Origin of the sequence: Amycolatopsis pigmentata (assembly GCF_042684065.1) — a bacterium.
Classification (GTDB): domain Bacteria; phylum Actinomycetota; class Actinomycetes; order Mycobacteriales; family Pseudonocardiaceae; genus Amycolatopsis_E; species Amycolatopsis_E pigmentata.
Genome location: NZ_JBHUKR010000006.1, coordinates 815,537 through 838,608, shown reverse-complemented (window position 1 = coordinate 838,608; position 23,072 = coordinate 815,537). Strand labels below are relative to the sequence as shown.

21 protein-coding genes are annotated in these 23,072 nt (G+C 69.9%); 6 read left to right on the top strand and 15 right to left on the bottom strand.

Translation table 11 applies throughout. The annotated features are described in order from the left end of the window. Window positions 1–4 precede the first annotated feature (4 nt). Window positions 5–469: a tRNA (cytidine(34)-2'-O)-methyltransferase gene (locus ACFSXZ_RS11760; protein ID WP_378264290.1), complete on the top strand. Its 465-nt coding sequence runs from the start codon at window positions 5–7 to the stop codon at window positions 467–469. A 7-nt stretch (window positions 470–476) separates the two neighbouring features. On the opposite strand, the gene ACFSXZ_RS11755 is transcribed toward ACFSXZ_RS11760, so the two are convergent. The 6 genes from ACFSXZ_RS11755 to ACFSXZ_RS11730 all read right to left on the bottom strand — a co-directional run bounded on the left by ACFSXZ_RS11755 (window position 477) and on the right by ACFSXZ_RS11730 (window position 5,879). Beyond that, entirely contained in the window at window positions 477–1,457 is a 981-nt protein-coding gene (locus ACFSXZ_RS11755; protein ID WP_378264288.1) for a VWA domain-containing protein, read from the bottom strand. A gap of 61 nt (window positions 1,458–1,518) precedes the next feature. Further along, window positions 1,519–2,460, bottom strand: a complete 942-nt coding sequence (locus tag ACFSXZ_RS11750; protein WP_378264286.1) for a DUF58 domain-containing protein — start codon at window positions 2,458–2,460, stop codon at window positions 1,519–1,521. Between the two features lie 98 nt (window positions 2,461–2,558). After that, complete coding sequence (locus ACFSXZ_RS11745; RefSeq protein ID WP_378264790.1) at window positions 2,559–3,623, bottom strand: AAA family ATPase; 1,065 nt, start codon at window positions 3,621–3,623, stop codon at window positions 2,559–2,561. 45 nt (window positions 3,624–3,668) lie between these two features. Beyond that, a complete protein-coding gene (gene mobA, locus ACFSXZ_RS11740; protein WP_378264284.1) occupies window positions 3,669–4,250 on the bottom strand; it encodes a molybdenum cofactor guanylyltransferase in 582 nt (193 codons plus the stop codon). Window positions 4,251–4,332: 82 nt separating this feature from the next. Then, window positions 4,333–4,794 carry a DUF2000 domain-containing protein gene (locus ACFSXZ_RS11735; protein ID WP_378264282.1) on the bottom strand — a complete coding sequence of 154 codons (462 nt, stop codon included), beginning with the start codon at window positions 4,792–4,794 and terminating at the stop codon, window positions 4,333–4,335. Beyond that, on the bottom strand, window positions 4,791–5,879 hold the full coding sequence (locus ACFSXZ_RS11730; protein WP_378264280.1) for a Glu/Leu/Phe/Val dehydrogenase dimerization domain-containing protein: 1,089 nt from the start codon (window positions 5,877–5,879) through the stop codon (window positions 4,791–4,793). Before ACFSXZ_RS11730 ends, ACFSXZ_RS11735 begins: the two co-directional genes overlap by 4 nt. Window positions 5,880–5,939: 60 nt before the next feature. Between ACFSXZ_RS11730 and ACFSXZ_RS11725 the strand changes: the two genes are divergently transcribed. Beyond that, complete coding sequence (locus ACFSXZ_RS11725; RefSeq protein ID WP_378264278.1) at window positions 5,940–6,425, top strand: Lrp/AsnC family transcriptional regulator; 486 nt, start codon at window positions 5,940–5,942, stop codon at window positions 6,423–6,425. A gap of 9 nt (window positions 6,426–6,434) precedes the next feature. Here ACFSXZ_RS11725 and ACFSXZ_RS11720 read toward each other — a convergent pair whose 3' ends face one another. Then, window positions 6,435–7,754 carry an NlpC/P60 family protein gene (locus tag ACFSXZ_RS11720; RefSeq protein ID WP_378264276.1) on the bottom strand — a complete coding sequence of 440 codons (1,320 nt, stop codon included), beginning with the start codon at window positions 7,752–7,754 and terminating at the stop codon, window positions 6,435–6,437. Window positions 7,755–8,081: 327 nt separating this feature from the next. On the opposite strand from ACFSXZ_RS11720, the gene ACFSXZ_RS11715 reads away from it, so the two are divergent. Beyond that, complete coding sequence (locus tag ACFSXZ_RS11715) at window positions 8,082–10,922, top strand: aconitate hydratase (protein ID WP_378264274.1); 2,841 nt, start codon at window positions 8,082–8,084, stop codon at window positions 10,920–10,922. A gap of 64 nt (window positions 10,923–10,986) precedes the next feature. Here the strand turns inward: ACFSXZ_RS11715 and ACFSXZ_RS11710 are convergent, their stop codons facing one another. The 7 genes from ACFSXZ_RS11710 to ACFSXZ_RS11680 all read right to left on the bottom strand — a co-directional run bounded on the left by ACFSXZ_RS11710 (window position 10,987) and on the right by ACFSXZ_RS11680 (window position 18,994). Next, complete coding sequence (locus ACFSXZ_RS11710; RefSeq protein ID WP_378264272.1) at window positions 10,987–12,690, bottom strand: phospholipase C; 1,704 nt, start codon at window positions 12,688–12,690, stop codon at window positions 10,987–10,989. 101 nt (window positions 12,691–12,791) lie between these two features. After that, the gene (locus ACFSXZ_RS11705; protein WP_378264270.1) at window positions 12,792–13,967 is read right to left on the bottom strand and encodes an EfeM/EfeO family lipoprotein; all 1,176 of its coding nucleotides are present in this window, start codon (window positions 13,965–13,967) and stop codon (window positions 12,792–12,794) included. 133 nt (window positions 13,968–14,100) lie between these two features. Beyond that, window positions 14,101–14,517, bottom strand: a complete 417-nt coding sequence (locus ACFSXZ_RS11700) for a nitroreductase family deazaflavin-dependent oxidoreductase (RefSeq protein WP_378264788.1) — start codon at window positions 14,515–14,517, stop codon at window positions 14,101–14,103. 108 nt (window positions 14,518–14,625) lie between these two features. After that, the gene (egtD, locus tag ACFSXZ_RS11695) at window positions 14,626–15,606 is read right to left on the bottom strand and encodes an L-histidine N(alpha)-methyltransferase (RefSeq protein ID WP_378264268.1); all 981 of its coding nucleotides are present in this window, start codon (window positions 15,604–15,606) and stop codon (window positions 14,626–14,628) included. After that, entirely contained in the window at window positions 15,603–16,373 is a 771-nt protein-coding gene (egtC, locus tag ACFSXZ_RS11690) for an ergothioneine biosynthesis protein EgtC (RefSeq protein ID WP_378264266.1), read from the bottom strand. The genes egtD and egtC overlap by 4 nt, the downstream gene beginning before the upstream one ends. Next, a complete protein-coding gene (gene egtB, locus ACFSXZ_RS11685; RefSeq protein WP_378264264.1) occupies window positions 16,366–17,703 on the bottom strand; it encodes an ergothioneine biosynthesis protein EgtB in 1,338 nt (445 codons plus the stop codon). Before egtB ends, egtC begins: the two co-directional genes overlap by 8 nt. 46 nt (window positions 17,704–17,749) lie before the next feature. After that, window positions 17,750–18,994, bottom strand: coding sequence for a glutamate-cysteine ligase family protein (locus tag ACFSXZ_RS11680; protein WP_378264262.1), 1,245 nt, complete (start codon window positions 18,992–18,994; stop codon window positions 17,750–17,752). 153 nt (window positions 18,995–19,147) lie between these two features. On the opposite strand from ACFSXZ_RS11680, the gene ACFSXZ_RS11675 reads away from it, so the two are divergent. Next, on the top strand, window positions 19,148–19,747 hold the full coding sequence (locus ACFSXZ_RS11675; protein WP_378264261.1) for a TetR/AcrR family transcriptional regulator: 600 nt from the start codon (window positions 19,148–19,150) through the stop codon (window positions 19,745–19,747). Window positions 19,748–19,752: 5 nt separating this feature from the next. Here the strand turns inward: ACFSXZ_RS11675 and ACFSXZ_RS11670 are convergent, their stop codons facing one another. Further along, window positions 19,753–20,313, bottom strand: a complete 561-nt coding sequence (locus ACFSXZ_RS11670) for a TetR/AcrR family transcriptional regulator (RefSeq protein ID WP_378264260.1) — start codon at window positions 20,311–20,313, stop codon at window positions 19,753–19,755. A 58-nt stretch (window positions 20,314–20,371) separates the two neighbouring features. Between ACFSXZ_RS11670 and ACFSXZ_RS11665 the strand changes: the two genes are divergently transcribed. Then, window positions 20,372–21,427, top strand: coding sequence for an FAD-dependent monooxygenase (locus tag ACFSXZ_RS11665; protein WP_378264259.1), 1,056 nt, complete (start codon window positions 20,372–20,374; stop codon window positions 21,425–21,427). A gap of 202 nt (window positions 21,428–21,629) precedes the next feature. After that, window positions 21,630–22,952, top strand: a complete 1,323-nt coding sequence (locus tag ACFSXZ_RS11660; RefSeq protein WP_378264257.1) for a hemolysin family protein — start codon at window positions 21,630–21,632, stop codon at window positions 22,950–22,952. Window positions 22,953–23,072: the final 120 nt, after the last annotated feature.

Genomic DNA, 23,072 nt, shown 5'->3' with positions numbered 1-23,072 from the left:
AACAATGTTCCGCATTCTGTTCTACCAGCCGGAAATCCCGCCCAACACGGGCAACGCGATCCGGCTCGCGGCCAACACCGGCTCACAGCTGCACCTGGTCGAGCCACTCGGTTTCGCCTTGGAGGACAAGCATCTCCGCCGCGCGGGGCTGGACTATCACGACCTCGCGCACGTGAGCGTCCACCCGGACCTCGACGCGGCCTGGCGCGCCCTGCTCCCCGCCCGCGTCTTCGCCTTCAGCGCACGCGCGACCCGTTGTTATACCGACATCGCCTACCAGCCGGGCGATGTCCTGCTCTTCGGCCCCGAGTCCGTCGGGCTCCCCGACGAGGTGCAGGCACTGCCGGAGATCACCGACCGCCTGCGCGTGCCGATGATGCCCGGCTCACGGTCGATCAACGTGGCGAACACCGCCGCGATCGCGATCTACGAAGCCTGGCGCCAGCACGGTTTCTCCACCGGCGCCTGACGCCGGCTCAGGGCAGTCGCTGTCCCACGAACAACGCGCTGCCCGCCGCCACGATCAACGAGAACGTGCCGAGCATGACCCACGGCCTGCTCGCGTCGGTGTCCTTCACCTCGTAGCCGATCTGCTCGCCGAGGTCCGAATAGACCTGTTTGAGCTGTTCGGCCGAACCGGCCTGGTAGAACTCGCCCCCGGAAAGACGGGCGACCTCGTGCAGTGAGCCGTCGTCGACGTCCACCGGCACCTCGCGGCCGTCGATGGTGACCGTGCCGTGGTCGGTGCCGAACGAGATCGTCGAAATGGGCACCTGTTCCTTCCGCGCCTCCTGGGCCGCGGTGAACGCTCCGCGCGGGGCGTAAAGGTCGTCGGGCACGGTCTGCTTGCCGTCGCTCATCAGCACGACACGCGCGGGAGGCGGGCCATCGGCGCCGCCGACCACCGACGAGAAGCCCTGGATCGCCGTCAGCGCCGCGAAAATCCCTTCCCCGGTCGCGGTCGACTGAGCCAGCTTGAGATTGTCGATCGCGGCGACCACCGGCTGCCGTTCGGTGGTGGGCTGCTGCATCACGGTCGCGGTGCCGGCGAAGGACACCAGCCCCAGGTTGATGCCCGGGGTGAGGCCCTTGGCGAACGCGGTCGCGGCGTCCTGGGCCGCCCTGATCCGCGTCGGTTTGACGTCGGTGGCCTCCATCGACAGCGACACGTCGATCACGAGCATCACGGTGGCCCGGTTGCGCGGCACCTTCGCCTCGGCGGTGGGCCCGGCGAGCCCGACGGTCAGCAGGGTCAACGCGACGATGATCAGCGCGGCCGGCACGTGCCGGGACCATCCCTGCGTCCGCGGCGCGACCTTGTCCAGCAGTTCCAGGTTGGTGAACCGCATGGTCCGCTTGCGGCGCGCACGCTGCGCGACGAGGTAGCCGACGGTGACCGCGGCGACCACCAGCAGCAGCAGGAACCACCAAGGAGCGCTGAACCCGCTCACACTCATGCCTGTTCCCCCGCGACGTCACCGTGGTCACCCTGACATCCGCGCGTCAGCAGATGCGTCTTCATGCGGCGCCGCCTGACCAGCGCCGCTTGCGTGTCACCACGAAACGCACGGTGTCGGCGATCCAGTCCGAATCCGTGCGCAGCACCAGATGCGCCGCACCGGCCTGGCGCAGCGCCCGTGCCACCTGGTCACGGTGCGCCTGCGCGGCCGCGGCGAACTCGCGGCGCAGCAACGCCGACGTGCGCACCTCGCGCTGCCTGCCGCTTTCCGGGTCGGCCAGCACCACGGTGCCGACCTCGGGCAGATCCACGTCACGGGGATCGAGGACCTCCACCGCGATCAGATCGTGCCGGGCCGACAGCGCGCGCAACGGCCGTTCCCAGCTCGTGGCACCGAGGAAGTCCGACACGACGACCACCAGGCCGCGACGCCTCGGCGGGCGGCGCAACTGCTCGATCATGGTGCTCAGTTCACCGCGCGTGCCCTCGGCCGCCCTCGGCAACTCGGCGAGTTTGCGCAGCAGGCCGCGCGCGTGGGCGCGCCCGCCCCGTGCCGGGACGCGGACGGTGTCCGCACCGTTGGACAGCACCGCGCCGAGGCGGTTCCCGCCGCCCCCCGTCAGATGCGCGATCGCCGCGACCGCACAGACCACCAGATCACGCTTCTCGCACAGGGCGGTCCCGAAGTCCAGGCTCGGCGAGAGGTCCGCGGCCACCCACGTCTCCAACTCCCGGTCCGCCACCGTCTCCCGGATGTGCGCCACCGTGGTCCGTGCCGTGACCGCCCAGTCCATGCGGCGCACGTCGTCGCCCGGCTGATAGGGGCGCGCCTCCCCCGGCTCCGACCCGGGACCGGGCACCAGCCCGAGATGGTTGCCCTGCAACAACCCGTCGAGCCTGCGGCGCACGTCGAGTTCGAGCGTGCGCAGGCCGGCTTCCAGACGGTCCCCCCGCAGGACCGGCGGCGCCCAACGAGGTCGTTCGGTCTCTTTCCCCGTCATTCTATTCCTCCGCGACCTTGCGAGGGCGCGCTCTACGGTCACCTTGACAGCCGCGGGTCGACGCAAGTGGTGTCATTGACAGTGCTTTCCGGCGCGGCTCACCGGCCCGGCACCCCGGCCGGGACCGGCTGGCCCGGTCCGCCGTGCGGGCGGGCCGAGACCTGCGGCAACGGCACGGTCTGCAGCACCCGGTTGATGATGTGGTCCAGGGGCACCGCGTCGGCGAGTGCGTCGTAGGAGAGCACGAGCCGGTGGCGCAGCACGTCAGGCACCACGTCCACCACGTCCTGCGGCAGCACGTAGTCACGCCCCCGCACCAGCGCCAGCGACCGCGCGGCGGCGATGATGCCGAGGCTGGCGCGCGGCGAAGCGCCGTAGGAGACCCAGCCGGCCACGTCGGTCAGCCCGTGCTCCGCCGGAGTACGGGTGGTGAGCACGAGCCGCACCACGTAGTCGACGAGCGCGTGGTGCACGAACACGGTCGAGGCCACACCCTGCAGCCGGACCAGTTCCACCGGCGTGAGCACCTCGTGGGGTTCCGGCGGGGTGACGCCCATCCGGTAGATGATCTCGCGCTCTTCCTCCGCGGTCGGATAGTCGACGACGATCTTGAACAGGAACCGGTCGCGCTGCGCCTCCGGCAGCGGGTAGACGCCCTCGTTCTCGATCGGGTTCTGCGTGGCCAGCACCAGGAACGGGTCGGGCATGCCGAAAGTACGCCCGCCGATCGACACGTGCCGCTCGGCCATCACCTCGAGCATCGCCGACTGCACCTTCGCCGGTGCGCGGTTGATCTCGTCGGCGAGCACGAAGTTGGCCACCACGGGACCGAGTTCGACGTCGAAACGCTCGCTGCCCTGCCGGTAGATGCGGGTGCCGAGGATGTCCGCCGGCACCAGGTCGGGGGTGAACTGCACACGGGAGAACGACCCGCCCACCACGCGCGCGAAGGTCTCCACGGCCAGGGTCTTCGCCACGCCGGGCACACCTTCCAGCAACAGGTGCCCCTTCGACAGCAGCCCGACCAGCAGCCGTTCCACCAGCCGGTCCTGCCCCACGATCACGCGCTTGACCTCGAGCACCGTTCGTTCGAGCAGCTGCGCGTCCCGGGCCGGGGTGGACTGCTGCCCGTTCGTGCCCTCCGGGTGGCCCGCCTCGGTCAAGGGATCCTCCTCGCTCACGTTCGCCTCCTGCGACCGTACCGATAGTCAACTCAGGGTGCGGTATGAGGGCTGTGAGCTGCGCGTGAGCCGGTCGAGGTCACGGGGGGTATCCACATCCGCGCTCTCCCCCGGAGCCCCGGGCACCGGCACGATCGACAGCCCGCCCAGCACCGCCCGCAGCGCCTTGCCCTCCGGCGAGGCCGGCAGAACCTCCCGCAGACGGCCCGGCCGCCAGGCACCGATCAGCCACTGGAACCTGCCCTCGTCGTCGGTGAGCACAGCGCCGTCCGCGGCGCCGAGCGCACCCACCAGTTTGTCCACAGTGGACTTCCGTACCGCGACGAGATCCCCCGCCAGGACGACCACGATGCCGGTGTCGCCTGGCATCAGGGCCAGGCCCGCCGCGAGCGCGGCCACCGGACCGCCACCCGGCGGGGACTCCTGTGCCCACCGCACGTCCGGCATCCCGGGCCGCTCCGGGCCGACCACGACGATGGGCCCGGCGCCGGCCAGCGCGGTGATCACCCGGCGTAGCAACGGAACCCCGTCGAGTTCCAGCATGGGCTTGTCCACACCGGACAACCGGCGGGCCGCCCCGCCGGCCAGCACTATCCCCGCGGTCCGCACAGGGGACAGTCTTCCACGGGTATGGCACCGTCGCGGCCCGCGACACGTGCCGATGACGCGGCCGGGCCACGCACCGGGGGGATCAGGACAGCAGCGGTAACTTCTTGGTCAGCTTGGTGACCTGGTTGCGGGGACCGGCGACGACCAGGCCGACGATGTCGGTGTCGGATTCAGGGGTGGCGGCGAGGTCGCCGAGGTATGCCTCGTAGGTGCGGGCGCGCCGAGCCGTTTCGGTCAGGCACAGCACAGTCACCTGCTCGCGCTCGCTGGCGAGGCGATAGAGCCTGGTCAGTTCGGCGGAGTCGGTCGCCAGTATCGGGACCGGGGTGGTGACGATGCCGCTGTAGCGGGTCCCGGTGGCATCGACCGCGTCGGGGCCCAGCGGGAGACGCAGGGCGGTCCCGACGCTGGCTCCCAGGACCGTCGCGGCGTTGACGGCCTGACTGGTCGGCAGATCCTGGCGCACGACGAGCACGACTTTGAGCTCGCGAGACGCGCTGTGCGGAACGGCCGGTGCCGGGGACGGAGAAGGTGCCGCGGTCACGGTCTGTGTGTGCTCCATGGCCATCGGGCGGGCGTCGGTTCGGGGTGGGCGATCACGGCGTCGGCGGCCTGCAGTGTGGTGATCTCGTGGGTATCGGCGTGGGTCAGGATGCGGGTGACCTTGGCGCCGATGGCGTCGATCCTCGCGTTCGTCTCCTGCTCGTCGCAGGCCAGTTCTTCGCGGCAGACGGCGTGGATGATGCCGCCGGCGCCGGCGATCACGTCCGGCACCCACGTGATGCCCCGCTCGCGCAGCCGGGCGTCGATGTCGTCACTGGCGAGCTGGTTGTTGGCGGGGCCGACAACCAGGCGCGCCCGGCAGGCGGTGGCGGCGTCGGCGTCGAGCAGTCCGCCGGTGGCCGCGGGAACGAGCACGTCGAGGTCCTCGCGCAGCAGGTCCGCGCCGGTCCAGGCGATGCCGCGGTCCAGCGCCGATGACCGTAACCGGTCGTTGACGTCGGTGATGATCACGTTGGCGCCGTCGGCGGCCAGCGACTCGCTGAGCAGACGTCCGACGCTGCCGAAGCCGATGACGCCGATCCGCAGGCCCGCAACGGAGTCGGCGTGGTGGACGTGGCCGACCGCGGCGTCGAGGGCGGCTCGGACCCCACGGGCGGTCGCGGCGCTGGAGTTGCCGCTGCCACCGAGCGTTTCGGGGCGGCAGAAGGCCCCTCCGGGAGTGCGGCGGTGGATCAGTGCCATGTCCTCGGGCGTGGTCCCGATGTCGGGTCCGGTGATGTAGCGCCCGCCCAACTGGCCGATCGTGTCCGCGATGTCGAGGATCAGCTCTTCGCGCGCGTGTGGGTTCATCGGCGAGCCGGGCACGACGGCGACGGTTTTGCCGCCGCCGTGGGGAAGATCGGCCAAAGCGCACTTGAGCGTCATCGCGCGCGAAAGACGCAGCACGTCGGCCACGGCCTCGCCGACCGAGGAGTACGGCTTGAGCCGGCACCCTCCGATGGCGGGTCCCCGCGAGGTGGAATGCACGGCCACGGCGATCGTGATGCCGCTGCGAGGCCCACGGACCACCCGCAGTTCCTCATGCTCGTACTCATCGAGACTCGGCGGAAGATCTGTTCGATTCACGCGGCAATGATGCATCGAATCCCGGCAGTGATCGGGCCAGTCCTGGGATATGTTCGGAAGATGATCGAAAATTCGAACCTGGATCGGGTGGACCGGCAGATCGTCCATGAACTTCAACGGGACGCGCGGATACCCATGCGCGACCTTGCCGACGTGGTCGGGGTGGCGGCGTCCACCTGCTCCGAACGCATCCGCAGACTGCAATCGCGTGGCCTGGTCACCGGTTTCCACGCCGACGTCGACCTCGCGTCACTGGGACGATCGGTGCAGGCGCTGGTCTTCGCCCAGATCCGGCCGCTGAGCCGCGCGCTGATCAGCCGGTTCCACGACGAGGCCCTGGCGATGCCCGAAGTGATGGCGGTGTTCGTGCTCGCCGGGGGCGACGACTTCCTGCTGCACCTCGGCGTCACCGACGTGGCACACCTGCACAGCTTCCTGGTCGACAAACTCAGCGCCCGCAAGGAAATCGTGCAGTTCCGCACCTCGGTGATCTTCTCCCACGGACGGAAGCGGGCCCTGGAAGATCTCAATGCCCTCGCGCCATGACCGGGGTGGTCAGCCGACGACGCGGGTGGCGAAGGGCACGATGTCGGCGTAGCGCACCGGAGTCACGCGCACCGTCTTGCCGGACTCGGGCGCTTCCACCATCACGCCGTTGCCCAGGTAGAGCGCGACATGATGAATCTCGCGCACGCCCCAGAACAGCATGTCGCCCCGCCGCATCTGGGCCAATGGCACGTGCCGCCCGGCGTTGTACTGGTAACCGGCGTAGTGCGGCAGCGTGGCCACGCCCGCGAAGGCGTAGACCATCAGGCCCGAACAGTCGAAGCCGATCTTGTTGTAGTCGCCGTAGCGATCGGCGACCCCGCCGTCGCGGATGCCCCGGGTGGCGCCGTTCGAGTTGCCGCCGCCCCACGCGTAGGGCTTGCCGACCTGCGCCAACGCCCGGGAAACGACGCGCTCGACGAGCGGCGAGGAACCCGGGGGCGCGGCCGGGGCCGCCACCGAAGGCGCGTTGTCCGTCTTGCCCCCGCCGGTCTTGGCCGAAACCAGGCGAATCGCCTGCTGCTCCTCACTCTGCTGCCGCGCGACCCAGTCGTCGTAGGCCCGGCGCTGGTCCCGTAGCCCGTCGACCCGTTGCTGAGCGGCGAAAAGCTGCCGCTCGGCGGTGTCACGTTCGGACTCCAGCCGGGCGGTCTCGGCCACCTGGTCCTGATCGGCCCGTTCGGCTTCGTCCCGCGCGGCGTCGGCGTCGCGTTGCGCCTGCGCCGCCTCGTCCTGCCTCTGCCGTGCGGTCCGCAGGGACGCGCGCGCCGCCGCGTCCTTGTTGGCCTTGTCCGTGCTGGCCTGGTCCATCGTCCGCACGGCGTCGTTCCGGCCACGCCCCACCGCCGAGAGCAGCTCCACCCGGTCGAGCAGGTCCTGGGGGCTGGGCGAACCGAGGAAGGCCGCGATCGAGCCGATCATGCTGCCCTGTTCGAAGCTCGCGGTGACGAACCGGTCGAGCTCTCCCCTGGCCACCTCGGCCTGCGCGTCCGCCGCGCCGGACTCCTTCCGGGCCGCGGCGGCGTCGTCGGCGGAGGCGTTCGCGGCGTCCTGGGCGGCCACCAGGTCGACCATCGCCTTGTTGGCCCGTTCCCGCTTGAGTTCCGAGGCGGCCCGCAGTTCGGCCAGCCGCGCTTCGGCCCTGGCCACCCTGCTGGTCAGCTCGCCGACCTCGCCGGCCTTGCCGTCGGCCGCCGCGCGGCCGGAGTCGATCTCGGCGTCGCTCGGGTTCGGGGGCGGTGGCGGTACCGCCGCGCAGGTCCCGGCCGCACCGAGCGCGGCCACCACAGTCACCATCGTCCCGACGATCAGGCCGCGCACAGCCGCCACCAGCCACCTCCCATTGCCCGTTTCGATGTTTCACTTCTGTCACAGACGGAGGGCGGCCACCAACGCGTGTTTGGCGGGTGGCAGCAGGTTTCGCCGCATTGGGGGTCTCTCGATCGGGTAGCCCCCTTCAGGACGGACCCGGCCGGGGCCAAGCCCGCGAAACGAGAAGGTCGGCAAGGCCACACCCCGGTTGAGTCAGAAAAAGGACAAGCGTACTGTTTGAAGGGAGGGAGCCTGCGCGCCTCCCCGCGTCCCCGGCGTCGTGAGCGTGCGTCAGACTCGCTCCCACACCCGAAAATCCGACTGACCGGGGACCTGGAGTTTGACGTGACCGCACCTGCCAGCAAGGACAGCTTCGGCGCCCGAGACACGTTGAAGGCGGGCGACTCCTCGTACGAGGTGTTCCGCCTCAGCGCCGTCGACGGGGCGGACCGCCTGCCCTACAGCTTGAAGATCCTGCTCGAAAACCTGCTGCGCACCGAGGACGGCGTGAACATCACCGCCGACCACATCCGGGCGCTGGCCGGCTGGGACGCCACGGCCGACCCCTCGATCGAGATCCAGTTCACCCCGGCCCGGGTCGTCATGCAGGACTTCACCGGCGTGCCGTGCGTGGTCGACCTGGCCACCATGCGGGAGGCCGTCACCGAACTCGGCGGCGATCCGGAGAAGGTGAACCCGCTCGCCCCGGCCGAGCTGGTGATCGACCACTCGGTGATCATCGACGTGTTCGGCCGCGCGGACGCCTTCGAGCGCAACGTCGAAATCGAGTACGAGCGCAACCGCGAGCGCTACCAGTTCCTGCGCTGGGGCCAGAACGCCTTCCAGGAGTTCAAGGTCGTGCCGCCGGGCACCGGGATCGTGCACCAGGTCAACATCGAGTACCTGGCCCGGACCGTCATGGCCCGGCCCGTGCCCGCCGGCGCTGGAGGCACCGACACCGTCCAGGCCTACCCGGACACCGTCGTCGGCACCGACTCGCACACCACGATGGTCAACGGTCTCGGCGTGCTCGGGTGGGGCGTCGGCGGCATCGAGGCGGAGGCCGCGATGCTCGGGCAGCCGGTGTCGATGCTCATCCCGCGCGTGGTCGGTTTCAAGCTGACCGGCGAGATCCCGGCCGGCGTGACCGCCACCGACGTCGTCCTGACGATCACCGAGATGCTGCGCCGCCACGGCGTGGTCGGCAAGTTCGTCGAGTTCTACGGCGAGAGCGTGGGCGCGGTGCCGCTGGCCAACCGCGCCACCATCGGCAACATGAGCCCGGAGTTCGGCTCCACGGCGGCGATCTTCCCGATCGACGAGGAAACCCTGCGCTACCTCAAGCTGACCGGCCGCTCGGCGAGCCAGCTCGCCCTGGTCGAGACCTATGCCAAGGAACAGGGTCTGTGGCACGACCCGGCGCGCGAGGCCGTCTACTCGGAATACCTCGAGCTCGATCTGTCCACAGTGGTCCCGTCGATCGCGGGCCCGAAGCGCCCGCAGGACCGGATTCCGCTCACCGACGCGAAATCCTCGTTCCGCAAGTCCGTGCACGACTACGTCGAGCAGGACTACCCGACCCCGCACACCAAAGTGGACGAAAAGGTCGAGGAAAGCTTCCCCGCCAGCGATCCCGCGTCGCTGTCCTTCGCCGACGAGGACGCCGTCCAGCCGGTTTCGGCCGCGAACGGCTCGTCGGGCCGCCCGAGCAAGCCGGTGACGGTGAAGTCCGCGGAGCGCGGTGAGTTCGTCCTCGACCACGGTGCGGTGGTGATCGCCTCGATCACCTCGTGCACCAACACCTCCAACCCTTCGGTGATGCTGGGCGCGGCACTGCTCGCGCGCAACGCCGTGGACAAGGGCCTTTCGGTCAAGCCGTGGGTGAAGACCTCGATGGCGCCGGGCTCGCAGGTGGTCACCGACTACTACGAAAAGGCCGGTCTCTGGCCCTACCTCGAGAAGCTCGGCTACCACCTGGTCGGTTACGGCTGCACCACGTGCATCGGCAACTCCGGCCCGCTGCCCGAGGAGATCTCGGCCGCCGTGCAGGAGAACGATCTCACCGTCGTGTCGGTGTTGTCGGGCAACCGGAACTTCGAGGGCCGCATCAACCCCGACGTGAAGATGAACTACCTGGCCTCGCCGCCGCTGGTGATCGCCTACGCGCTCGCCGGGACGATGGACTTCGACTTCGAGGAGCAGCCCCTCGGACAGGACGCGCAGGGCAACGACGTGTTCCTGCGCGACATCTGGCCCTCGCCGCAGGAGATCCAGGAGACCATCGACTCCGCGATCACGCAGGAGATGTTCAGCAAGGACTACGCGGACGTCTTCGACGGCGGCGAGCGCTGGAAGTCGCTGCCCACCCCGGAGGGCGACACCTTCGCCTGGGACGCGGAGTCGACCTACGTGCGCAAGCCCCCATACTTCGAGGGCATGCAGGTCGAGCCGGCACCGGTCGAGGACATCTCCGGCGCCCGGGTGCTGGCCAAGCTCGGTGACTCGGTCACCACCGACCACATCTCGCCGGCCAGCGCGATCAAGGCCGACTCCCCCGCCGGCCGTTACCTGACCGAGCACGGCGTCGAGCGCAAGGACTTCAACTCCTACGGCTCACGCCGTGGCAACCACGAGGTGATGATCCGCGGCACCTTCGCGAACATCCGGCTGCGCAACCAGTTGCTGGACAACGTGCAGGGCGGCTACACGCGCGACTTCACGCTCGAGGGCGGTCCGCAGGCCTTCATCTACGACGCCGCGCAGAACTACGCGGCGGCCGGGATCCCGCTGGTCGTGCTGGGCGGCAAGGAGTACGGGTCCGGGTCGTCGCGCGACTGGGCGGCCAAGGGCACGCGGCTGCTCGGGGTGCGCGCGGTGATCGCCGAGTCCTTCGAGCGCATCCACCGGTCGAACCTGATCGGCATGGGCGTGATCCCGCTCCAGTTCCCGGAGGGCGAGTCGGCTTCCTCGCTGCACCTCGACGGCACGGAGACGTTCGCCATCGAGGGCATCACCGCGCTGAACGACGGCGAGACGCCGCGCACGGTGCGGGTCACCGCCACCAAGGAAGACGGTTCGGCGGTCTCCTTCGACGCTCTCGTCCGGATCGACACACCCGGCGAGGCGGACTACTACCGCAACGGCGGCATCCTCCAGTACGTACTGCGCAAGATGACGCGCGCCTGACACCGCAAAACAAGGAACCCCTCGCCGCGAACGGCGAGGGGTTCCTTTGTTCGCAGGGGATCCGTCAGTGCACGACGGCTCCGGTGTTCGGGTCCAGCGTCACGGCCGGCGCAGGACCGTTCCGGTGGTCGCCGTCGCAACCACCGCCGTGGTGATGCTCGTCGGAGACGTCGGCGTGCGGATGCCCGTCGTCGCCCCCGCACAGGTCGAGCATGTTGGTCAGTTCACCGGCCCGCTCGTCGTAGGACGAGTCACCGATCCGGCCGGTGGACCAGTTGTCCTCGATGAACCGCAGGATCGAGGTCTGGTCGGTGCGGGTGTGATCGACGAAGTTCGTCTTGGCGAACGGCGAAACCACCAGCAGCGGCAGGCGCGGGCCGTAGCCACAGCGGTCCGCGTAGCCGCCCAGGGAGGTCTTCTCCGCGGTGCAGACCGCGGCGTCCTGGGCCTGGTCGTGCGAACCGTTGACGATCTTCGGCGCGACGTGGTCGTACCAGCCGTCGGAGTCGTCGTAGGCCAGCACGATCGCGGTCGAGGCCCAGTCCTTCGACTGCTGGATCTTGTTGATCTCGTTCACGATGAACTGCTGCTCGTCCAGCGGGTCCGAGTAGCCGGCGTGGCCGTCCTGGTACTCCGGCGCCTTCAGGAAGCTGACCGCGGGCGTGTTCCCGGCCTTCAGCGCGTCATCGAAGTCGCTGATGTCGTACTGGTGGTTGGCCTGGTCGGTCTGGCCGATCGCGGCGACCGAAGTCGGCGGCAGGTGCTTCTCGTTGGCCGTGGACTTGTAGTACTGGAACGGCTCGTGGTGCGGGCTGTAGTCCACCACCTTGTTGCCGCCGACGTTGGTGTGGGACTGACCGCACACCGCGAAACCGTTCGCCGTGCCGGTGGGCCGGAACCCACCCTGGAACCAGCCCCAGGTCACGTGCCGCTCGTTGAGCAGGTCACCGATGTTGCGGCCGTCCATCGCGCCCAGGTTCTGCGTGGCGGTGTGGTTCTTGTCCGAGCAGTCGTCCCAGGCGGGGTCCGGGTCGTTGATCACGGTGCCGACCCCGTGCGCGTCCGGCGAAGCCACCACATAGGAGTCGGTCGCCGGTTCGTGGGACACCGGGTTCACGGCCCGCACGCCGTGAGTCTGGCCGGAGATGAGGTTGATCGCACCCGGTGTCGAGGGCCCGAACACGGTGTTGAACGAGTTGTCGCTCATCGCGTAGTTCTGGGCGTAGTTCCACAGGCCGGTGACCGTGTTGCCGTCGTAGTAGTCCATGACGAGGCCCGGCTCACCGAAGAGGACCGGCTGCCCGCTGCACTTGTCGGTCTCGGTGTTTTCGACGAACTTGTCCATCTTCCCGCCGTTGAAGGCGAGCTGTTCCTTGCCGTAGCTGTGGTCCTGGTCGCACGTCATCGCGTGGTCGGGGCCGAGCCGCTTCGGGTTGTAGGCGTTGGGGTTGTGCGTCAGAAGATCCGGGGTCAGGCCGTCCACCTTCGGGGTGCCCTTGGCCGCGGTGAACGGCGTGCCGTCGGTGTTGGCCGCCTTGGGGTAGGTGCCGAAGTAGTGGTCGAACGAGATGTTCTCACCGAAGATCACCACCACGTGCTTGATCGGCGTCTCGGTGTGCAACCACTCGGCGTGCTGCGCCTGCAATGGTGGGCGAGGCTGGGCGTCGGCACCGCCGAAGGTGGTGACCGTCACGGCCACACCGGCCGCGGTGACCAGCGCGCCCGCGGCGAGCAACAGCCGCTTGCGACCGGACAAAGCGAAAGCCATGTCCACTCCTTGTCTTCCCTTGTCGGAATCGGATCCCTCCGGTCTGAGGCGGGTTCGCCTCGCCGGAGTGGTCTTGGGGCCACGGATTTCGCCAGAGGCGGTCATGACGTCCGCCTCGGCTCGGCGACCGCGGCGACCACGGCGAGGCGCTCCGCCAGTGCACCGAGCGCGCCGTCGGCCCTCTCACGCAGGCCCCGGTCCAGCCGCGTGACCGGGGTCCAGCTCCCGTCCGGCCGCCGCGCCGCGCCGAGCGCGGTTTCCGCACGCGTGACCGCGGCGTCCACTTCGGACAGTTCGGGCAGACGTGGGATCAGCACGGGACGCAACACGTTCAGCACTTCTCGCGTACCGTCGAGGCCCGCCAGCGCGCTCGCCACACCGGTGCCGCTGCCGTAGTCGGTGCGGCCGGTGAGTTCGGACTGCAGGGCGTCTTCGGAGATCTCGTGTGCCCGCGTGACCAGATCGGCGGGGTCGATCCGCAGGCCGGCCGCCGAGTCACGCAGGGCGCGCACCTGCCCGTCCAGCGCGTCGGCGACTCCGGCGAGGGCAGGCATCGGCTCGTCGTGCCACAACCCGTGCTCCAGCCGGTGAAATCCGGTGAAATCGGGGTCACCGGTGCCGCCGGGAAGACCGTCGGCGGTTCCGTCGATGGCCTTGCCGGCGTCGCCGAAAGCGCCGTAGGCCGCGCCAAGGCGCCCGTAGCTCAGGTGCGCGGTCGACCAAGCCGCCTGCGCCGCCGGGCGGTCGCCGGACGCGACGGTCCTGGCCAGCGCGGAGGTCTCGTCGGCGAGCGTTCCCAGCCCGGCCGCGACGTAGTCGTGGTAGGCCTTGAGCGGACCGATCAGGTCCCCGGGGGTCACCGGCACGACAGCAGCGGGCCCCGGCCGGTCCGGACCGCCTGCGACCACGACCCTCGGTCCGACGGTCGCGTCGGCCCCGTCGGGCAGGCACCGTAAGGCGTAGGTCCCGTTGCCCAGCGTCACCCGGAGTTCGCCGGTCTGGCCGGCCGCGAGACCTTCGAGCTCGCCGAAGATCGCACCGCTGGTGGGATCGATCAGTGCGGCGTCCGCGGTGACCGAGTCCGTGTTGTGGACCTGGAGGGTCTGCTCACCGGGCCGCGCGCGGGTCCACCCGTCACCGCATCCGGAACGCGCGAGGTTGACCACCGTGACGGCCTTGCCCGCCGCCGGGACGTCCTGGGCGCGCATCCAGAACAGCAAGCCGCCACCGAGGAACAGCACGAGACCGGCCACACCGGCTACCACCCAGCGCGACACCCTGCTCCCTCACCTGAACGAACTACCACAGGATGCGGAGCGTAAGCGCCGGAGATGAACATCTCCCGACCATAGAGCCATCAGGGGAAAAGTTCACCGCGCGTTCATCGCCCCTCAACCCTGGGGCGCGCGCTCACCGGCGAGTGAGCAGGAAGATCGGCAACTCACGGCCCGCCGCGAGGCGTTCCATCTCGTAGCCGGGCCAAAAGTCCAGCAACAGAGCCCAGAGTTCGTCGTAGCGCTCACCCTTCACCGGCGTGGCCACGACGGGAATCCGCGTCCCGCGCAGTTCGACCGTGGCTTCCGGGTGGGCAAGGAGGTTCAGCGTCCACATCGGGTCGCGCGGCCGGCCCCAGTTGGACCCGACCAGCACGAAACCCTCTCGATAGGGGAAATAGAGCAGGTTGCTGCTGCGCGGCAGGCCGGTCTTGCGCCCGGTCGTGGTCAGGCGGAGGGAGGGCAAGCCTGCCATCGCGACGAGACTCACCTTGCCGCGGAAAACCCGGTACAGACGCTTGTCCACCGCCACGACGAGGGTTGCAAGTTTCATCAACCACGGTCTCGTGCCGAGGCGGCGGGCCAGCGCCGGAAGCGGATTCACCGTCCTATTGGACCATTTCCGCCGGTGGCCGCCCGCCCGCCGCGCCGACCGGGCACGTCAGCCGGCAGAGGACGGGCGTGCCTCCGCCAGGGTGAGGCCGAACCTCTTCGCCTCGTCGGTCCACCACCGTTCCACCGCGAAACCGGCTTCCGCGAGTTCGGCGGCCACCCCGGCCGCGCGGAACTTCGCCGAGATCTCCGTGCGGATGTACTCGCCCTCGGTGAGCGAGATCTCCATTCCGGCGCCGGGAATCCGGACCGTCATGTCCTCCTTCGCGCGCAGGCGCATCTCGATCCACTCGGCACCGGCGTCCCAGTAGGCCTCATGGTCGAAGCGATCCGGGTCGAAGTCCGCGCCGAGCCGCGTGTTCACCACGCGCAGGACGTTGCGGTTGAACTCCGCGGTCACCCCGGCCGCGTCGTCGTAGGCGGCGACGAGGGTCGCCGGGTCCTTCACCAGGTCGGTGCCGAGCAGGAGCCATTCCCCCGCGTCCAGCACCTCGCGGACCGAGCGCAGGAACTTCATCCGGTCCGCGGGCAGGAAGTTGCCGATCGTGCCGCCGAGGAACGCGACCAGCCTGGGCGCCTGTCCGGGCAGCAGGTCCAGGTGCTCGGTGAAATCGCCGACCACGCCGTGGACTTCGAGACCCGGGTAGTCCGCCCGGATCGCCTCGACGGCCTCGGACAGGGCGGATTCGGACACGTCGAGCGGCACGAAGTGCCGCAGCGCGCCGTGATCGCGCCCGCCGTCCAGCAGCAGCCGGGTCTTCTCACTGGATCCGGATCCCAGTTCCACCAGCGTCCGCGCGCCGGTGATCCGGGCGATCTCCGCCGCCTCCCTGGCGAGGATCTCCCGCTCGGCCCTGGTCGGGTAGTACTCGGGCAGCGCGGTGATGTCCTCGAACAGCCGGCTGCCCCGGGCGTCGTAGAACCACTTCGACGGCAACGACTTCGGCTCGGCCGACAGCCCGGAGCGTACGTCCGTCCTCAGTGCCTCGGTGAGTTCGCGTTCCTCGCGATGCACGTCCAACTCGGTCATGGTGTGCTCCGTCCCCGGTCGGTGCCGGACTCGATTCGGATGATGTCCACCGTCGCCCGCCGGGCGATGACCGCGTGCCCGTCCGGGACCGGCTCCCAGCCGGGCTCGTCGTCCACCGGTTCCGACGCGACCAGCACCGCGTCTTCGGTGTGGAGCACGGAAAGCGCGTGCGTCCACGCGGTCGCGACGAGGACCTTTCCGTCGGTGAGAAGGAAGTTCAGCCGCGCGCCGGGGGCCGCTCGCGCGACGCGGGTGACCAGGTCGCCGACCGCGGCTTCCGGCCGCTCCCCGGCCCGCAGGCGTTCGGCCAGCAGGGCCCACAGCACCGCCGAATCCGTCGGCGCCGGAAGCGTCAGCAGATCGGCGACCGGCAACTTCCCGGCGATCGCCGCCAGCGAATCCGGCCAGCCGGGCACCATGCCGTTGTGGCTGAACAGCCAGCGGCCGTCGGTGAACGGCGCGCACGCCGCCTCGGCGACCGGCATCCCGGTGGTGCCGTTGCGGACCGCGGCGACGAACGCCTCCGCCCGCACCGAGCGCGCCAGCGCGGGCAGGTCCTGGTCTGTCCACAACGGACTCGCGCGGCGGTACCGGACGGCGTCGCCGTTTTCGCCGTACCAGGCCAGGCCGAAGCCGTCGGCGTTGACCGTGCCGCCACCCCGCATGTCCTTGGGCGCGTAGGACTGGCGCAGCAGCGAATGCGGCGCGTCGAAGACCGTTTCCGCCGGCGAGACGGCGGGCCCCAGGTAACCCAGATGTCTACACATGGGCGTCCCGTGCGCAGCGGAACCCCGAGAAGATCTGCCGCCGGATCGGGTAGTCCCAGTTGCGGAAGGTCCCGCGGATCGCGGCCTCGTCGGTGCCGAACGAGCCTCCGCGCAGCACCTTGTACTCCGGGCCGAAGAACACCTCCGAGTACTCGCGGTACGGGAACGCGGCGAACCCGGGATAGCCGGCGAAGTCCGTGCTCGTCCACTCCCACACGTCACCGATCAGGTGGTGCACCCCCAGCGGTGACGCGCCCGCCGGGTACGCGCCGGGCTCCGCGGGAGTGAGGTGCCGCTGCCCCAAATTCGCGTGCTCGGGCGTGGGTTCCTCGTTGCCCCACGGGTACCGGCGTGACTGCCCCGTCGCCGGATCGAACCGCGCGGCCTTTTCCCATTCCCGTTCGGTGGGCAGCCGCTTTCCCGCCCAGGCGGCATAGGCTTCGGCTTCGTAGAAGGAAACGTGCACGACGAACTGACCGGGCGGCACGGGCTCCGCGACGCCGAACCGCCTCCGCCACCAGCCATCGGTCTCCCGCCACCAGAATCGCGGCGCGGTGATGTCGTTTTCCGTGCGGTACCGCCAGCCCTCTTCGCTCCACCAACGGCGTTCGGTGTAGCCGCCGGACTCCAGGAAGTCCACATAGGCACCGTTGGTGACCGGGGTGGTGTCGATGAGGAACGCGTCCACATCGACCTCGTGCGCCGGGCGTTCGTTGTCCAGCGCCCAGGGTTCGACGCTGGTGCCCATCGTGAACCGTCCCGCCGGGACCAGTACCTCCTCGGGCAGCGGGCCGGTACGGCTGCCGGGCGCGGGCGGCGCGTGCAGTGCCGGCTCCCCCTCGCGCAGCTGGTGGGTGGCCAGCATGGTCTCGTCGTGCTGCTGCTCGTGCTGGGTGATCATGCCGAACGCGAAGCCCGCTTCGGTGAGCCTCCGGCCTTCCATCGGAACCTTTTCCAGCACGTCGAACGCCTTCGCGCGCACCTGTCCGACGTACGCGCGCGCCTCGGCGGGACCGAGCAACGGCAACGACGGCCGGTCGGCACGCTTGTGCTGGAAGGCGTCGTAGAGATCGTCGATGTCCGGGCGCAATGGGTCCAGACCACCGACATCCCGCACGAGCCACAGCTCTTCCTGGCTTCCGATGTGCGCCAGATCCCAGACCAGCGGCGACATCAGTTTCGAATGCTGGCGGACGAGTTCGGCGTCGTCCACCGCTTCGGTGAGCACGGTGCTGCGCGACCGCGCCCTGGTCAGCGCACGCGCGGCGTGCTCGCGCAGGCGCTCGGTGCCCAGTGCACGCAAGGGGTTCGGGGCTTCGTTGACCGGCATTGAGAATCCCTCCCAGCTTTCCTTGGCTCCTGTCACAGTTCCCGCGTCAGTTCCGCCGGGCCCACAGCCGCCGCCGCACGTTCTCGCCGACCTCGTCGACGGTGTGCGCGGGCAGGCCCGTGCGCCCTAGCTCGGCACAGCCGAGGTCCGCCACCGTCCTGGCCACCGTGGCGAGCGCGGTGTCCTCCAGGCCGTCGCGGGCGGCGCGGTCCCACTGGTTCCGTACCGGTTCGCACACCTCCCGCACCTTGTCCACAGTGGAGGGACGGTCGAGCAGCGCGGTGACCAGCGCGACCGGGTCCAGCCAACGCTGCCCCGGTTGCGCGTCCAGATAGCGGACCTCCAGGTAGCCACGGGGCCGCACGGCGGTGAACATCGTGGTGAGGTGATAGTCGAGATCGGCGAAGGTGGGCGGGCCGGGCACTTCGGCGCCGCCGTGGCCCTCCACCCATCCGGCGAAGGTCAGCCCGTCCGGAGGATCCCACCGAGCGCCGGACCGCCGCACCACCAGCAGCGGGGTGTCCATGACGCGGCCGGCCCAGGCCGCCGCCGGATCGTCCGAAGGCGGTTCCGGACGGGTACGGCTCGGTTCGGTGTCGAGCACCGCGCGCCACCGGGCCGAGGACAGCCCGGTGTCCCGTTCCGCGTGGCGACGGGAGGTGGCGAACAAGGCGATCAGCGGCGGACCGAGGGCGTGCAGCGCCTCCCAGCGTGCCCTGAGCATGTCCTGTTCCCCGCAGTCGAGGCAGACCTGCAGGCCCGCGGTGCTGCACATCATCGTGATGCCGCCGGCGCCCTGTGGTGCGAACCTTCGTTCCATGGCCGCGTAACGCTCGGTTTCCAGCAGGCGGGTTGGAGGACGATGCGGATCGATCCCGGTTTCCCCCAGGGTGAAACCGGCACGCGCGAGGAGATCGGTGAGATGGGCCAGGTCCGCGGAGACCGCTTCGTGCAGTTCGGGCAAGGACGCCCGCGGAGGCGCGGAAATCTCCACCTGGCCGCCGGGTTCCAGGCTCAGGGGAGAGCCTGCCGGCAAGGGTTCTTCGGGGCTGTCGGGGCGCAGGGTCCGCGGGGTGTGCGGGCCGAGTGCCGAGGCGAGGTCGTCGGGGTCGAGGGGTCTTCGGAGGTCTTCGGCGTAATGCACGGTGTATTCGAGTTCCGTGCCGAGCAGGCGCGGTGGACCGTGCTTGAAACACACTTTGGCGACATATGCTTCGCCGGCCGCGCGGTCGGAAATCACCTTCGCCGACAACGCGGTGGCCTCGCCGCCGGGAGAGCGAACGGCAGTCATGGGTCTCTCGTCCTCTCGAACCGGGAGTGGTAGGGAACCCGTGCCTTCGGACGCTACACGCGGGGTGCGACAATTTCAGGCCCGCCGGTGCCGCCGGTTGTAGTACGTACGTACGGATTGCGTAACGAGTTCCCCGGGTGACAGGATCACAGGATGCCACGGGTCAGCCAGGATCATCTCGACGCGCGAAGACGCCAGATCCTCGACGGCTCGCGGGTGTGTTTCGCCCGCTACGGTTACGAGGGTGCCACGGTGCGGCGGCTGGAGGAAGCCACCGGCCTGTCCCGTGGCGCGATCTTCCATCACTTCCGCGACAAGGAGTCCCTCTTCCTGGCACTCGCCGAGCAGGACGCGGCCCGCATGGCCGACGTCGTCGCCGCGCAGGGTCTGGTCCAGGTGATGCGTGACCTCCTCGCGAACACGAACGAACATCCCGCGGACTGGCTCGGCACCCGTCTGGAGGTCTCCCGGCGCCTGCGCACCGACCCCGAGTTCCGCGGCCGCTGGGCCGAACGCTCCCAGCAACTGACCACAGCCACCCGGCAGCGCCTGCTCCGCCAGCGCGACGCCGGGAACCTGCGCGACGACGTCGACGTCGACGTGCTCACCTCCTACCTCGAACTGGTGCTCGAAGGCCTCGTCTCGCACCTGGCGATGGGCTTGCCCGCCGACGACCTCGGCCCCGTGCTGGACCTGGTCGAGGAGAGCGTCCGCCGTCACCGCGCCCGGGCTTCCGCCGTTGCCGGCCCCTGAGGGCCCTATCGGACGATGCCGCGCAAGAAGGTGCGGATCGCGGGCTCGGGATCGAAGGCCGGATCCGGTGTCGTGCACTGGTTGATCAACTGACCGTCGAGCAGCGCCATCAGCCCCCACAGGTCGTGGACCGGATCCCGGGACCCGAGGCGGCGCAGCCACTCGGTGCCCTGCTTTTCGAGATCGGCGCGAACGTCGGAGATCCCGGTGCGCAGCACGGGCTGGACCGCGGCTTCGACGAAGACCGCCAGCCGGGCCAGCGTGATCACCCGCCGCCGGCCGGTGAGGTCCCTGAGCAGTTCGCCCAGCGCGGCGGCGAAGGCGTCGGCGTCGATCGGCCCGGACTCCCCCAGATCCGTCGCGACCTCCGCCCAGGCCTGTTGTTCGAGCGCGATGAGACGGCCGAGCACCGCCTCGACGAGGGCTTCGCGCGTGCGGAAGTAGTTGGAGGCCGACCCGGCCGGGAGACCGGCCTCGGCGTCGACCGCCCGGTGGGTGAGCCGGCGTGCGCCATGGGTGCCGAGCACCCGGATCGCGGCGTCGAGCGCCTGTTGCCGCCGGCTCATGACCGGGCATCCTACCGGCACCGACGCCGGACACTACATTTGTAGTATGCTGGTCCGCATGGGGAAACGGGCTCTGGTCATCGGTGGTGGCATCGGCGGGCTCGCCGCGGCGGCCGGCCTGGTCCGAGGCGGCTGGGAGGTCCGCGTGTGCGAGCGCGCCGCGGAGCCGTCCCGCGCGGGCACCGGGCTCGGGATCTGGCCCCAGGCCGTCCGCGCGCTCGACGACCTCGGCCTCGGAGAGGGGTTCAGGGCAAAGGCGCGACGGCAGGCGCCGGGAAGTCTCTACCGGCCCGACGGCACCCGGCTGGCCACCATCGACACCGGCCGGATCGAGCGGCGCGCGGGCCGGGCGGTTTCCCTGATCCCCCGGGCCGACCTGCTCGACCTGCTGCACTCGTCACTCCCCGAGGGCACCGTCGAATTCTCGGCCGAAGTCACCGGCTTCCCCTCACTGGCGACCGGCTACGACGTCGCGATCGGCGCGGACGGGATTTCCAGCCGGGTCCGCACGGACCTGTTCGGCCCCCGGTACGGACTCCGTCACGCGGGCACGTTCGCCTGGCGCGGAGTCGTGGACCTCGAACTCGACGCCGGCGGGGAAACCTGGGACCCGGGCGGCAAGTTCGGCTTCGTCCCTCTTCCCGGCGGCCGCACCAACTGGTACGCGACCCGGCGCGTGCCCGAGGGGTTCACCCCGTCCGCGGACGCTCTGGCGGAACTGACCGCGCAGTTCGGCACCTGGCACGACCCGATCCCCCGGGTACTGGAACGCGCCGCCGGCGAGGAGATCCTGGCTCACCCGCTCTACTACCTCGACCCGCCGCTGCCCTCCTACGTCCGGGAGAACGTGGCACTGCTCGGTGACGCGGCGCACGCCATGGTGCCGGACCTCGGCCAAGGAGCTTGCCAGGCGCTCATCGACGGCCTCGTCCTCGGCGAATGCCTCACCGCCGCAGCGGATCCGCGTGCCGCGCTGGTTCGCTACGACCACCTGCGGCGCAAGCCGAGCCAGCGTGTCGCGGCACTCGGCCTGCGCGTCGCCGCGATCAGTTACGCCCGGCGGTTCACCCGGCTCCGCGACACGCTCGTCAAAACCGCCTCTGCGCTGATGTGATCACGTCCTCGCCCGCCGCCGCGACACGGACTTCCCGGCACGCATTGCCCCGTTCAGCCGGTATCATGGGCGCCATCGCAGCCGTCTTCGTCAAGGAGTGACACTTTTCCGTGCGCGATGCGCCCTCACCTGGTGACAGTACGTGGCCGGGTGACGAACCCGGCTCATCCGGATCCCACCACCCGCCCGCCCGGGGCCACCGATGAGTGTGCTGCTCTCCGTTCTCGGCGTGGTCTTCTTCCTCCTGCTCACGGTCGCCACCGGGATGGCCGTCGCCGCCGAGTTCTCCCTGACCACGCTGGAACGCAGCACGGTCGAGGCCAACGTCGGCCAGGTCGGCGACCGGCGTTCGCAGACGCTGCGCAAGGCCCACTCCACGCTGTCGTTCCAGCTCTCCGGCGCCCAGATCGCGATCACGCTGACCACCCTGCTCACCGGTTACGTGGCCGAGCCCCTGATCGGCCGGCTGGTCAGCCCGGCGCTGGTCGCGGCCGGGCTGTCCCCGGGCGCGGCCGACAGCGCGTCCGTGGTCATCGCCCTGCTGATCGCCACCATCCTTTCGATGGTGCTCGGCGAAATGGTCCCGAAGAACCTCGCGGTGGCCCGCCCGCTGGAGACGGCGCGCGCGGTGGTCGGCTACCACTCGCGGTTTTCCGCGTTGTTCCGATGGCTGATCATCCTGCTGAACAACGGCGCGAACTGGGTGGTGCGCAAGTTCGGCGTCGAACCCCAGGAAGAGCTGCGGTCGGCGCGCTCCCCGCAGGAACTCGGATCGATCGTGCGGGCCAGCGCCGAACGCGGCACGCTCGACACCTCCACGGCCCGGCTGCTCGACAAGTCGCTGCGGTTCGGCGATCGCACCGCCGAAGAGCTGATGACCCCGCGGGTGCAGGTCGAATCGTTGACCGTGGGCGACTCGATCAGCGATCTCGTCGAGATCGCCCGCCGCACCGGTTTCTCCCGCTTCCCGGTCTACAGCCAGGATCTGGACGACGTGCAGGGCGCGGTGCACGTCAAGCAGGTGTTCGCGGTGAGCGACCGCGACCGCGACACGATCCGGATCGGCTCGATCATGCGGCCGGTGCCCACCGTGCCGGAGTCGCTGACCGGCGACGCGCTGCTCGCGCGCCTGCGCGACTCGCGCTTCCAGATCGCCATGGTCGTCGACGAATACGGCGGCACGGCGGGACTGGTGACCCTGGAGGACGTGGTCGAGGAGATCATCGGCGACGTCCGCGACGAGCATGACGTCGGAGAGGCCCCGGCGTCACAACGGCTCGACATCGACACCTGGATGATCTCCGGCCAGCTTCGCGCCGACGAGATCTCCGAGATCACCGGCTTCCGGATGCCCGAAGGCGACTACGAAACGGTCGCCGGACTGGTGCTCGAACGGCTCGGGAGGATCCCGGTCGCCGGCGACACGGTGGACATCGACGGCTGGCGGCTGACCGTCACCACCATGGACCGCCACCGGATCGCGGAACTGAGCGTGCACCGGATCGAAGGGGAGAAACCAGCATGACACCCCTTGTGCCAATCCGCGGATGTCAAGATGACCGCAGAGCGCGCCGTCTTGTTCCGCTATTGGGGCGGCAGGGCGCCCATCCGCCTGCCGGGACGTTTGCCGGGAAGGAGCGCCCTG